Source organism: Phaeodactylibacter xiamenensis (assembly GCF_965229835.1).
GTDB classification, from domain to species: domain Bacteria; phylum Bacteroidota; class Bacteroidia; order Chitinophagales; family Saprospiraceae; genus Phaeodactylibacter; species Phaeodactylibacter xiamenensis.
Genome location: NZ_OZ245931.1, coordinates 3,415,575 through 3,428,263, shown reverse-complemented (window position 1 = coordinate 3,428,263; position 12,689 = coordinate 3,415,575). Strand labels below are relative to the sequence as shown.

Here is a 12,689-nt window from a genome sequence, read left to right as displayed (position 1 = left end):
GACATAATATCCCATAACGCTAATTTGATTTTAGTTATGCAAGTTACACCACTGAACGACCAACAGTTGATCACCAATTATTTGTCCGGCGACGAAAGAGCTTTCGAAGAATTGCTTTCCCGCCACAAACAACGGATTTACACTTCCATTTATCTTTTCGTCAAAGACCAAAGCCTGGCTGAAGATATCTTCCAGGAAGTCTTCATAAAAATCATCGACACCCTGCGCAAGGGCAAATACAACCACGAAGGAAAATTCCTGCAGTGGGCACTCCGTATTTCCTACAACATGTGTGTGGACTACTTCCGCCGCAACAAGCGCCGCCCAAAGGTGTCCCCAACCGAAACCTTCGATATTTTTGATGTACTGCAGTCTTCTGAGCGCAACGCTGAGCAAGGTATTATCCGCAGTCAGACCCACGATAAAGTGCGGGCACTGGTAGATATGCTGCCGCCCGAGCAGCGCGAGGTGGTCATCCTGCGCCACTACGCCGACATGAGCTTCAAGGAAATCGCCAAGCTGACCCGGGTGAGCATCAACACCGCCCTGGGCCGCATGCGCTATGCGCTGATCAATATTCGCAAATTAGTAGAAGAGCGCGAAATCGTATTACAGTAGTAACTGCATAAAAAAACTACCACTGTCCCGGCGGATAGCCGGGGCACCAATTCTCCTCACGCCTGAAAATCCGTAAACCAAAAATTGGAAGCCGGTAGCTTTGCTGCCGGCTTTTTTGTTGAAAGCATCATGGCTGACAGTAGGTATTTTCTCCACTCACACAACCCTAACCCCCCTCCGCTGTTCTACTGATACTGACGATAAAGTGGTTTGCCAGGGCAAACCAGCTTAATGCCAGCACCTATGCTGTGAAATGGTTCAGCTTCTTTGCGCTGTGCCATTTCAAAAAGCATAGGAGTAAAAAACTTCAACCTGCATCTATGTCCAAAAAAGCGACTACGCCAACGCTTGACAAGCCTAGTGAACAGAACCTCAAAGAGGCGATCCGGATCAAGGGCGCCCGGGCGAACAACCTCAAGAATGTCAGCCTCGATATCCCTAAGAATCAACTGGTTGTAGTGACCGGCGTGTCCGGTTCCGGCAAGTCTTCCATCACAATGGATACGCTCTACGCCGAGGGGCAGCGCCGCTACGTGGAAAGCCTGTCGAGCTACGCCCGGCAGTTCCTGATGCGGATGAAAAAGCCCGATGTGGACTACATCAAAGGCATTTGCCCGGCCATCGCGATTGAGCAGAAGGTCAGCACGAGCAACGCCCGCTCCACAGTAGGCACGCTTACTGAGATTTACGATTATCTGCGCATTCTTTACGCACGGGTGGGGCGCACTTACTCTCCGGTCTCCGGTGCTTTAGTCCGCAAGCACGAGGTGAGCGATGTGGTGGACTACATCAACAGCTTTGAGGAGGGCACCAAGGTGCAGTTGTTTATCCCGCTGCCCTACAAATACGAAGACCGCCTGGTGAAACAGGAAGTGGAACTGCTGCTGCAAAAGGGCTATACCCGCCTGCAGGTGGAAGGCGATTTGCAGTACGCAGAAGACCTGCTGGAATCCGGCGCGGCTTACCTGGACAAAAAGCTGGGCGATATCAAAGACAAAGGCATCCGCATTCTGATCGACCGCTTTGTGGTTAAGCAAGAGGATGAAGAAAACAACAAGCGCATCGCTGACTCTGTCCAAACGGCCTTCTACGAATCAGAAGGGGAGTGCATCGTCGATATCATGGGCAGGGAAGAGCAGGACTTTAACAACCGCTTCGAGCTCGACGGCGTGTCCTTCCTGGAACCTACGCCACAGCTTTTCAATTTCAATAACCCCTACGGTGCCTGCCCTACCTGCGAGGGCTTCAGCAAAGTCATGGGCATAGATGAAGGCAAGGTGGTACCTGATCAAACCAAATCTGTCTACGAGCAAGCCATCGCCTGCTGGCGGGGCGAGAAATATGGGCGCTGGCTGGACCAGTTACTGGAAACCGCCCACCACTTCGACTTTCCGGTGCATACCCCATATCAGGATCTCACCAAAGCCGAGCGCCGCCTTCTCTGGAAAGGCAATCAGTACTTCGATGGCATCAACGACTTCTTTGCCGAGCTGGAGCAAAAGATGTACAAGATTCAGAACCGCGTCATGATGGCCCGCTATCGGGGCAGAGCGACCTGCCCCACCTGCGAGGGCGGCCGACTGCGGGAGGAAGCGACTTACGTGAAAATCCAGGACCGCCCCATTACTGATCTGGTAGAGATGCCGGTGGATGAACTTCTGGACCACCTGCGTAGCCTGGAACTCAGTGAGCACGACCAAAAAATTGCCAAGCGGTTGCTGCTGGAAATCAATAACCGCCTGCAGTTTATGAGCGATGTGGGGCTAAGCTATCTGACTTTGGGGCGGCTTTCTGCTACCCTGAGCGGTGGAGAAACCCAGCGAATCAACCTCACCCGTACCTTGGGCAGCAACCTCACGAGTTCCATGTACATCCTGGACGAGCCCAGTGTAGGGCTGCATCCCCGGGATAGCGGCCGGCTTATTCGTGTGCTGCGCTCCCTGCGCGACCTTGGTAATACGGTCATCGTAGTGGAGCACGAGGAAGACATTATCGAAAGTGCGGACTACCTCATCGATATTGGCCCGGCAGCAGGTATCCACGGTGGGGAAGTAGTCTTTGCCGGCCCCTACGAAGGCATTTACTCCGAGGCGACGGAAAGCCTGACAACCAAGTACATGAGCGGCCGTATGAGTATACCGGTGCCTGCCCACCGCCGCAAGTCGGCTAACTACATTGAGGTACAGGGCGCCCGGCAGCATAACCTGAAAAACATTACCGCCCGCTTTCCGCTAAACACGTTAACGGTCGTCACTGGCGTTTCCGGCTCCGGGAAGACCACGCTGGTGAAGCAGATTCTGTACCCTGCCCTGAAGAAGCACCTGGGCGAAAGCTACTCCCAGGCACCCGGGCAGTTCGATCAGTTGGCGGGCAGCCTGGATACCATCACGCAGGTAGAAATGGTGAGCCAAAGCCCGATTGGGAAATCCTCTCGCTCCAATCCGGTCACCTATGTGAAGGCCTACGATGGGATCAGAAAACTGATGGCAGATCAGCAATTATCTAAAATCCGTGGCTTCAAGCCCAAGCATTTTTCCTTCAATGTGGATGCCGGGCGCTGCGATACCTGCAAGGGGGAGGGCGAACAGGTGGTGGAAATGCAGTTCCTGGCCGATGTACGCCTGGAGTGCGAAGCCTGTGGCGGCAAGCGGTTCAAGCAGGAAGTGCTGGATGTGCAGTACAAAGGCAAAAGCATTTACGATATCCTGGAGCTGAGCGTGGAGGAAGCGTTGGAATTTTTCGAAGAGGAAAAAGACGTAGTCAGCAAGCTGCAGCCGCTCTATGATGTGGGGCTGGGGTATGTCCACCTGGGGCAGTCCTCAAGCACCCTTTCCGGGGGAGAAGCGCAGCGGGTCAAGCTGGCCTCCTTCCTGACGCGGGAACGGGCCAACGAGCACATCCTGTTCATTTTTGACGAGCCTACCACCGGTCTGCATTTTCACGATATCCGCAAGCTGTTGGATGCCATGAACGCGCTCGTGGAGAACGGGCATACCGTCATGGTCGTGGAGCACAATATGGAGGTGATCAAAAATGCCGACTGGGTTGTGGACCTGGGCCCCGGCGGCGGCAAAGAGGGTGGCGACCTGGTCTTTCAGGGCACGCCTGAGGAGTTGGCAGAAGTGGAAGCATCGTACACCGGGCAGTTCCTGAAGCCTAAGTTAGAAGTGTAAAATTTGCTACCTTCACCATCTGAAAAAAACCAACAAACATGGGACTATTAGATGGAAAAGTAGCGCTGGTGACCGGGGGCTCCCGCGGTATTGGTGCTGCTATTGTTCGCCGGTTTGCGGAGCAGGGCGCTAATGTGGCATTTACCTACCGTTCCTCTGCGGAACAAGCCAACGCACTGGCTGCCGAACTGGAACAACTGGGCGTAACGGCAAAAGCCTACCAATCAGACGCATCCGATTATGAGGCCGCCGAAAACCTAACTAAGGAAGTGCTGGAAGCGTTCGGGCAAGTGGATATCCTGGTCAACAACGCCGGCATCACCAAAGACACCCTGATGCTCCGCATGACGGAAGCCCACTGGGACGACGTGATCCAAACCAATCTGAAGTCGATCTTCAACCTCACCAAGCACCTCATCCGCCCAATGATGAAAAACCGCGGTGGCTCCATCATCAATATGAGCTCCATCGTAGGGATGACGGGCAACGCCGGGCAAGCCAACTACGCCGCATCCAAGGCTGGTATTATTGGCTTCACAAAGTCTGTCGCCAAGGAGATGGGCTCGCGCAACATCCGCTGCAATGCGATTGCGCCCGGCTTCATCGAAACGGACATGACAGAGAGCCTCGACGAGAAGGTCAGGGAAGGCTACCTGCAAAACATCCCGATGAACCGCCTCGGCAAAGCCGAAGAAGTAGCTGATGTGTGTGTATTCCTGGGTTCTGATTTGTCTACCTACCTGTCCGGGCAAGTCATCAGTGTCTGTGGAGCACTGAATACATAGCAGTACAGGGCTTCCCTGTGTGAAGAAAAGCGAAAAGTAGCCGGGGGGGTAAGCCCCCGGCTTTTTTTAAGCAAATCGTGACAAACTTTCGTGAATCTTATGGGGAGTCTCAATCTGTGTGTTAAGGCACCGAACCCATCATTCTTTATACAAGGCGGCAAGCGCCTGTACAGATTTACGGGTTTGGAATAGCTGACGTGCATTAATGGTGTAATGGCAGCCAAGAATGTCATCGTGGCGGTGGACAGCCTTGGACAAGCAAAGCTTTTCCAGTTGCGTTTCCAGTATTTCTGTGTTATACTGAGTGTGCAGGGCGATGTCCATCAGCTTGCTTTTCCCGTTTTTCCGGAGGTATTCCAGAATGCGGGAAGAGACAGGACGCTCAAGGGTTTCCAAGACTTCAATAGCTCGGTCAAGTTTGTTTGTGCTTACGGTTTTGATAGTGTTCCATGTGTGCATGGGTGAAAACTTTAGACAGTTCCACAATAAGGTTTCAATAAGTAGTGTGCATAGCTCCTGTAACCTGATCGCTCATACTGGCTTAAATGAGCATGTATGCAGGCCAGTCTTTCCAAAAGGTTGCCCCATGAAAAGAACGGAGTACATCCAGTTTGATGCTACAACGCATGGCTGTAGCCTGGTACAGTGTGTAAATGAAGTTGGTGTTGTGATTGGTGTGTAGTAGCCGTTTGCTTAGTGTGGGATGGGGGGAGAAGACTGTTCAGTAGGTTTGTTGTAACAAATCTAAAAGTAAGATTTTAAATATCCTAAGTTTTTGAATTAAAATTTTTCTATATACGAGTATTCGTTCCTGGATATTTAACTGCTAAGGGGGGATTCACTGCTTAAGGGCATACAAGATGCATCCACAAAAACTGTGATTTCTAAAATGTCAGGGAATGTGTTAGCGTGCTTATTTGTTGAAGGGTAGCGGGTGGACAGCGCGGGAGGAAGCGGTCTGTCCGTTTGTGTTGCCTAGTAGTACGGTAAGAAACAGGGCTTTGTTACATCTCATCGGTAAAAAGTGACCGGTTTTTTTTCTGGCGTCTGTATTTTTGAGCAGTGAAAAGTTATTTAACCACTCAAAACACAACGACTGATGCCTATTCGAATGGAAAAAGATGACCCGCAGCCATCGCGGGGCAATAACGGTAACGGAGGCGGAAAAGGGAATTTTCTGATCCGGTTACTACCGCTCATCATCATGTTCCTGGTGCGCCGTCCAAAGCTGATTATTCCTGCCCTGCTAGTAGGTGCAGTATGGTACTTTTTCTTCGGCGGCAGTGAAATGCTTAGCGGAGGGTACGCGGCACCGGACCCCGATCAGGCTGCAGCCTTTTCTATTGGGGCAACGCTCGATCCCAATGAGTATGATAAAGCTCAGGTATTTGAGCCCGTTAGCTATGGCTTCGGTGCGCAGTCCGGGTTGCCTTCTAAAGCATCACTGGAGCAATATGCCCCTACCCGCCGGCATCAGGGGAAACAGGGCTCTTGTGTAGGATGGGCGAGTGCCTACGCAGCAGGTAGTATCCTCCAGGCTCAGTCTACCGGGCAGCCCGCAGACCGGGTAGCATTCAGCCCTGCCTATCTGTACAATCAAATCGCACTTTCCGGCTGTCAGGGGGCCTACATGAACACGGCTATGAAAGCCATGATGCAGTACGGCAATCTGCCCTTTAGCGAGTTTAACTACGATGAGCGGACGTGCGCCAAAGAACCGTCCAGCCAGCAAAAGCAGGCCGGACAGCGCTACCGCATCCGTGGCTACGACCGCCTGTCGGTGGGCGCTTCCAATTACAAAACGGACCTCAACGGCATCAAGCAACATATTGCCCAGGGCTATCCGGTGGTCATCGGTATGATGGTCGGCGGCACCTTCATGCAGAATATGATGGGGCAGCCGCTTTGGAAACCCTCTCAGCGCGACTATGGCATGCGTGGCTACGGCGGCCATGCGATGTGCGTTATCGGCTACGATGACAACTACGAGGGGGGCGCTTTCCAGATTATGAATTCCTGGGGCTCGCAGTGGGGCGATGATGGTATGGCCTGGGTACGCTACCGGGATTTTGACCACTTTAACAAGGAAGCCTACGCCATCTACCCACAACCTTCCGCTGCGGATTCAAAGCGCATGGCAGTGGAGTTTGGCCTTTACGATACAGAAGCAAAGCAAACCCTGAAGCTGGAGCGCAAAGACGACATGACTTTCCGTGCCCAGCCCATTCAGAAAGGGGATAAATTTAAGGTGTTGATTGCCAATTCAGTGGAATGTTACACTTATGTCTTTGGACAGGAAACGGACGGCTCCAGCTATGTGCTCTTCCCATACACGCCTAAACATTCGGCTTACTGTGGCGTGACCGGTACCCGCCTTTTCCCACGGGATTATTCCATGGTGGCAGATAAGGTTGGCAGTCAGGACCAGATCGCTATTGTGGTGAGTAAAAAGGAACTCAACTTTGAGGATTTCAATCAACGCATCAACCGCAGTAATGGCAACACCTATGCCGCTAAGCTCCGGGATGCACTCGGCAATGAGCGGTCCCGTCAGGTGGAATTCAAATCAAGTGCAAATGTCGCTTTCGAGGCCAATACCGAAAGTGCCAGCGCGGTGGGCATGGTCATCGAAATCCCGAAACAATAGACTTGATGCGTCGGGTCAGTGTAGTGGGAAAAATGAGCTATTTTCAACCACGCGAAGGCTTTTTTTAGGAGCTTAGCCTGAGCTAAGTGACTGAAAAAAGGCATAGCGTGGGAAGGAAAGAGCCATTTTAACCCTGCAATGATCCCCGACGCATCAAGTCTAACAAAAATGCACCGTGCCTGGGAATAGGCAACGGTGCAGGTGTCAAACATTTGGGAAATTTGGGGGTGGGTGGCCTGCACGGCTACCCACGCTCAGTTGTTCATAGCATAGCTTAAAACTTAATTCCCACACTTAAACTCAGGACATTATTGCCTCCTTCCGCATTAGCGAAGAAGTCGTCCAGGCCTATTTCGTAGTTCAGGTCAGCCGTGAGGAACAGGAAATTGACCCCTACGCCCACGTTAGCGCCCCAGGTGAAGCTGTTGAGGTCTTCCTTGTTGAAGTCGATGCCGTTTTTCTCATCCACACCTAGTATGTAAGTTGGGGTGACACCGCCTCGTGCCTGAATGCCAATCAGCCCGTTGTCGCCGGTCAGGCGCAGCCCAATGTTTAGCGGGGCTTTCAGTGCCTGAATGGTGGTCTCATCGGAAAAAGCGATGTCATCGGGGTGCTCTACGCCTTCCACGAGGCGGGCAGTGAAGTTGTAGTAGTGCAGTCCCGGTTGCAGGTAGAGGGCTTTGTCGCCCATGCGCAGGTCAACGCCCGCGTTCCAGCCCACTCGGGCCTCAGCGGTGATGTCCTGCAGCTTGGCTTCCACGCCGGAGAAGTTGACACCGACTTTTGGGTTGATTTGGGTTTGGGCCGTAGCGGCAACGCTGGGAATCAGTGCAGCAACCGCGATGAATAGGATTTTGGCAGATGATTTCATGGCTTATCTCTTGTTGTTGTGAGGGAATAACGCCCCCTGTTTTGCGATTCGTACCTGCTATGCGTTAAAGTGGCGTTAACCAGCGCTTGTTTTTCCTAAGGAAATTCACTTTTACGCCAAAAACATCAGTCAGCGTAGAACCTACCCATGCTCAAATTGATTATTTTGGTGACTTCACTGCGGGAAATTACAAGCATTGCATGACCACAACAGACTTCAAGGCCATTTCTGATACCATCCCCCGGCAGCCCGGGGTGTACCGGTTTATCGATGAGGAGGATACCATATTGTATGTGGGCAAGGCTAAGAACCTGCGCAACCGGGTCTCTTCTTACTTCGGGCAGCGCAAGGACCGCGCCCACCGCACCCGCGTGATGGTGAAAAATGCCCGCCGCATTGAATTCACTGTGGTAGAAACCGAAGCGGATGCCCTTCTGCTGGAGAACACCCTCATCAAAAAGCATCAGCCCCGGTACAATGTGATGCTGCGGGACGACAAGAGCTACTCTTACATCTGTATTAAAAAAGAGCGGTTCCCCCGGGTGTTCATTACCCGGAGAGTGGTCCGGGATGGTTCCACCTACTTCGGCCCTTACACCAGCAAGGGGCGGCTGAAGATCATCCTCGAACTCATCAAGCGGCTGTTTCCCCTGCGGACCTGCAGTTACAACCTGTCCGCTGAGAATATCGAAGCGGGCAAGTTCAAGGTTTGCCTGGAGTACCACATCAAAAACTGCATGGGCCCCTGCGAAGCCCTGGAGAGCGAGGAAGCCTACAATGAAAAGATCGATCAGGTCCGCAATATCCTGAAAGGCAACTTCGGGGCGGTAAAGCAACACTTCAAAGGTGTGATGGAGCAACATGCCGAAAACCTGGAGTTCGAGAAAGCCCAGCGTATCAAGGAAAAACTGACAGCTTTCGAAGACTATCAGGCGAAGTCCACGGTGGTGAGCACCACCATCCGGGATGTGGATGTCTTCTCCGTGGCCTCCGAAGAGAAAGAAGCCTTTGTCAATTACATCAAGGTGGTGAATGGCGCCATCATCCACACGCACACGCAGGAACTGGTCAAAAACCTGGACGATGACGATGAGGCGGGCCTGTTGCAATATGCCATCCCGGTCATCCGGGAGCGGTTCAATAGTATCGCCACGGAGATTATCCTGCCACAGGATATCCCCCTGGAGGATGAAACCCTTCAGGTCACCGTGCCCAAGATTGGTGATAAGCGGCGGCTGCTCGACTTGTCTGAGAAGAACCTGAAGTACTACATGCTGCAGCGGCAGAAGCAAAAGGCTTCTGCGAAACGCAAGCAAACATCCGCGGAGCGAATCCTGCGCACGATGCAGTCCGATTTGGGTATGGACGCCCTACCCCTGCACATCGAATGTTTCGACAACTCCAATATGCAGGGCAGCTATCCGGTTTCCTCCTGCGTGGTATTCAAAAATGCCAAGCCCAGCAAAAAAGACTACCGGCACTATAACATCAAGACGGTGGTTGGCCCGGATGACTTTGCGTCTATGCGTGAAGTCGTGCACCGCCGCTACCGCCGGCTGCTGGAAGAGGGGGAGTCGCTACCACAGCTCATTATCATTGACGGAGGCAAGGGGCAACTCTCTGCTGCCGTGGAAAGCCTGAAGACACTTGGTATTCTCGAAAAAGTAACCATCGTCGGTATTGCCAAGCGGCTGGAGGAAATCTACTTTCCGGGAGATTCCGTACCCCTGTACATCAACAAAAAGTCAGAGTCTTTAAAAATCATACAGCAGGCACGGGACGAAGCCCACCGGTTTGCCATTACGTTCCACCGCAACAAGCGTTCTCAAAACTTTACCGGTTCTGAGCTCACTAAAATCCCCGGTATTGGAGAGAAAACGGCGCAGAAGTTGCTGGCGCATTTCGGCTCCGTAAAGCGAGTGAAGGAAGCCCGTGCTTCCCAGCTCGCCGAGGTGGCCGGGCTGAATGTAGCCAAGAAAGTTAAGACCTACTTTGCCGATGCAGGCGCAGAATGATAACTTAGTGACGGAGAAAATTGCATCATTTATCCTGCCTGCCCGTGAGGCCACGGCCGAACAGGGAGGTCCATTAAACCACTTAGTACCTCCAAACCCAAAAGAATACCATGTCTGAGACTATCATCATCGGAGCCGGACTGGCGGGCCTTACAGCCGCCAACTATCTTCACCAAAAAGGGAAGCCCTTTCTATTGCTCGAAGCCTCCGATCGGGTAGGCGGACGGGTGAAAACCACTGAAAAGCAAGGCTTTTTGCTGGACCACGGCTTTCAGGTATTGGCCACCGCCTATCCGGAAGCCCGCGCCCTGCTCGATTACAAAAAGCTGGATTTGAAACCGTTTCTGCCGGGCGCTATGCTCCTCCAACCGGACGGCAGCCGCGACCGCATTGGCGATCCGCTGCGGGACTGGAGCAGCCTGCTGCCTACCCTGTTTGCCAAAGCAGGCGGGCTGGGGAGCAAGTTGGGCATTCTCCAACTCCGCAACCGGCTGAAGGAGATGCCTCTGGAGGCTATCTTCCGGCAACCGGAAATGACCACCGCTCAGGCATTGGAAGAGGAATACGGTTTTGACAGTCGTATGGTAAGCCGGTTTTTCAAGCCCTTTTACAGCGGGATTTTTCTGGAAAAAGAGCTTGCTACGAGCCGGCGCATGTTTGACTTTGTATTCAAAATGTTTGCCGAAGGGGCCGTCGCAGTGCCGGACAAGGGTATGCAGCAGATTCCACTTCAGCTTGCCGCCAATTTGCCGGAGGACAGCATCCGTCTGAATTGTAAAGTGAAAAAAGTGGAAGGCCATCAGGTCTTCCTGGAAAACGGAGAAACGCTGAGCGCTAAAAACATCGTGCTGGCCACTGAAGCTACCGGCCTGGTGCGGGAGTACCTGCCGCTGGTGAATACCGCATACCAAACAACCACGCACCTGCATTTTATCACAAGCCATACGCCGGTTCAACAGCCGTTGATTGCATTGAATACGAGGAGCGGCGACCTGGTCAATAGCATTACGCCGATCAGTCAGGTGGCACCGGGATACGCGCCCTCCGGCAAAACCTTGTTGTCCGTGTCAATTGTAGGCAAGGCAGATATGGATGATGTAAGCCTTGCCGGCAAGGTACGGGGCGAGTTGCAGCATTGGTTTGGGCAGTCGGTTAACGAATGGGATTTGCTGGATATCCGAGAAGTCACCTACGCCCTCCCTGCGCAGCGGCATGTGCAGCACGATGCTGATTTGTCGATTGGTGAAGGGCTTTACGCTATCGGGGACCACCTCCTGAATGGCTCCATCAATGCGGCTATGCGGACCGGGCGGTTGGTGGCGGAGCAGATTTCAGCGGACTGAAGGTGATACTTGTCGATTTGGCTGCACTATCAGCGCAAAAATAAAACAGCTCTGGCAGTCCTTTACCTGCCAGAGCTGTCCGTTTTTTTATGCCTAAGAAAGCCCGCTAGGGCATGACAACCGCGTCAATTGCATGGATGATACCATTAGATGCATTAACGTCAGTAGCAATTACCGTAGCGGTATTGCCCTGTGCATCAGTAAGGACCACTTTCCCATCCTGAATGGAAGCAGTGAGTTCTGCACCATTGACAGTGGTAATGGTGTAGGTGCCTTCCTCCGCATTTTGAATAGCGTTGGTAAGGGTAGCTGCATCTACCTTGCCGGCTACAACGTGGTAAGTCAGTATTCCCGAGAGCTGATCCTTGTTCTCCGGTTGCAGGAGGGACTCTACGGTGCCTTCGGGCAGCGCAGCAAAAGCGTCATCGACCGGTGCAAAAACAGTAAATGGGCCCTCGCCTTGTAAGGTCTCCACTAAGCCTGCGGCTTTTACGGCAGCAACCAGCGTAGCGAATTGCTCATTATCCATGGCTACGCCAACGATATCAGCAGGCCCCAGAAGGGCAGCAGGGTCTACGCCACCCGGTAGCAGTACCGCATCAATAGTGTGAATGACGCCATTCGAAGCCATAAGGTCAGCTCCGGTTACATTTGCTGTGTTTCCCTGTACATCAGCAAGCTTGACGGCATCCCCTTCAAGAGTGGCTATAAGAGCAGCGCCGTTGAGTGTTTCTACGGTATAGCCTTCTGAAGCCATGCTTAGTGCTTCCTTGATCTCGGTTGCTGTTAGCTTAGAGGCGGCGACGTGATAGCGGAGAATGGCAGTTAAAGCGTCCTTGTTTTCGGGCTTCAGCAGGGCTTCAAGAATCCCTTCAGGAAGGGCCTCAAAGGCTTCATTGGTTGGCGCGAAGACCGTGAATGGGCCCTCGCCTTCTAATGCAGAAGCCAACTCGGCAGCCCCCAGGGCTTCGACTAAAGTGCTTACATTTTCGTTACCGGAAGCGACTTCCACGATGTTCTCAGTTGGAGCGGGCTCGCCACAGGCAAAGGTAAATACTGCCAGAACGCTCGCCAAAAACAAAGCATTAAGGCTGAAATGGGTTTTCATAATGTACTTGGATTGTGTGATTGGAATAGTTTACTAATGACAAAGCTGATTTGCTTTGCCTGCGGAACAGCAAGAAGCAAGTTTTGTTGCAGAATTAGGTCAGGAAGGAACTGAAAATCAGCAAGAAAG

Annotated in this window: 9 protein-coding genes; 6 read left to right on the top strand and 3 right to left on the bottom strand. The window is 52.6% G+C overall.

The features are described from left to right. Positions 1-36 precede the first annotated feature (36 nt). The 3 genes from ACO08I_RS12740 (at position 37) to fabG (ending at position 4,576) form a co-directional block, all read left to right on the top strand. The gene (locus tag ACO08I_RS12740; protein WP_044220546.1) at positions 37-618 is read left to right on the top strand and encodes an RNA polymerase sigma factor; all 582 of its coding nucleotides are present in this window, start codon (positions 37-39) and stop codon (positions 616-618) included. Between the two features lie 320 nt (positions 619-938). Next, a complete protein-coding gene (gene uvrA / locus ACO08I_RS12735; protein ID WP_421949510.1) occupies positions 939-3,791 on the top strand; it encodes an excinuclease ABC subunit UvrA in 2,853 nt (950 codons plus the stop codon). Between the two features lie 38 nt (positions 3,792-3,829). Further along, entirely contained in the window at positions 3,830-4,576 is a 747-nt protein-coding gene (fabG, locus tag ACO08I_RS12730; protein ID WP_421949509.1) for a 3-oxoacyl-[acyl-carrier-protein] reductase, read from the top strand. 138 nt (positions 4,577-4,714) lie between these two features. On the opposite strand, the gene ACO08I_RS12725 is transcribed toward fabG, so the two are convergent. Beyond that, positions 4,715-5,035, bottom strand: coding sequence for a hypothetical protein (locus tag ACO08I_RS12725; protein WP_044220563.1), 321 nt, complete (start codon positions 5,033-5,035; stop codon positions 4,715-4,717). Between the two features lie 640 nt (positions 5,036-5,675). Between ACO08I_RS12725 and ACO08I_RS12720 the strand changes: the two genes are divergently transcribed. Beyond that, positions 5,676-7,223 carry a C1 family peptidase gene (locus ACO08I_RS12720; RefSeq protein ID WP_421949508.1) on the top strand — a complete coding sequence of 516 codons (1,548 nt, stop codon included), beginning with the start codon at positions 5,676-5,678 and terminating at the stop codon, positions 7,221-7,223. 274 nt (positions 7,224-7,497) lie between these two features. On the opposite strand, the gene ACO08I_RS12715 is transcribed toward ACO08I_RS12720, so the two are convergent. Beyond that, a complete protein-coding gene (locus ACO08I_RS12715) occupies positions 7,498-8,094 on the bottom strand; it encodes an outer membrane beta-barrel protein (protein WP_421949507.1) in 597 nt (198 codons plus the stop codon). 200 nt (positions 8,095-8,294) lie between these two features. On the opposite strand from ACO08I_RS12715, the gene uvrC reads away from it, so the two are divergent. Together uvrC and ACO08I_RS12705 are read left to right on the top strand one after the other, a co-directional pair. Then, on the top strand, positions 8,295-10,109 hold the full coding sequence (gene uvrC, locus ACO08I_RS12710) for an excinuclease ABC subunit UvrC (protein WP_293569309.1): 1,815 nt from the start codon (positions 8,295-8,297) through the stop codon (positions 10,107-10,109). A gap of 110 nt (positions 10,110-10,219) precedes the next feature. After that, complete coding sequence (locus tag ACO08I_RS12705) at positions 10,220-11,452, top strand: NAD(P)/FAD-dependent oxidoreductase (RefSeq protein ID WP_421949506.1); 1,233 nt, start codon at positions 10,220-10,222, stop codon at positions 11,450-11,452. A gap of 106 nt (positions 11,453-11,558) precedes the next feature. Here ACO08I_RS12705 and ACO08I_RS12700 read toward each other — a convergent pair whose 3' ends face one another. Then, positions 11,559-12,560, bottom strand: a complete 1,002-nt coding sequence (locus tag ACO08I_RS12700) for a fasciclin domain-containing protein (protein WP_421949505.1) — start codon at positions 12,558-12,560, stop codon at positions 11,559-11,561. Between the last annotated feature and the right edge of the window lie 129 nt (positions 12,561-12,689).

Bases quoted from the DNA above. Each gene is read 5' to 3' on its own strand.
- ACO08I_RS12740 (WP_044220546.1), top strand. From the start codon at position 37: ATGCAAGTTACACCACTGAACGACCAACAGTTGATCACCAATTATTTG.
- uvrA (WP_421949510.1), top strand. From the start codon at position 939: ATGTCCAAAAAAGCGACTACGCCAACGCTTGACAAGCCTAGTGAACAG.
- fabG (WP_421949509.1), top strand. From the start codon at position 3,830: ATGGGACTATTAGATGGAAAAGTAGCGCTGGTGACCGGGGGCTCCCGC.
- ACO08I_RS12725 (WP_044220563.1), bottom strand. From the start codon at position 5,035: ATGCACACATGGAACACTATCAAAACCGTAAGCACAAACAAACTTGAC.
- ACO08I_RS12720 (WP_421949508.1), top strand. From the start codon at position 5,676: ATGCCTATTCGAATGGAAAAAGATGACCCGCAGCCATCGCGGGGCAAT.
- ACO08I_RS12715 (WP_421949507.1), bottom strand. From the start codon at position 8,094: ATGAAATCATCTGCCAAAATCCTATTCATCGCGGTTGCTGCACTGATT.
- uvrC (WP_293569309.1), top strand. From the start codon at position 8,295: ATGACCACAACAGACTTCAAGGCCATTTCTGATACCATCCCCCGGCAG.
- ACO08I_RS12705 (WP_421949506.1), top strand. From the start codon at position 10,220: ATGTCTGAGACTATCATCATCGGAGCCGGACTGGCGGGCCTTACAGCC.
- ACO08I_RS12700 (WP_421949505.1), bottom strand. From the start codon at position 12,560: ATGAAAACCCATTTCAGCCTTAATGCTTTGTTTTTGGCGAGCGTTCTG.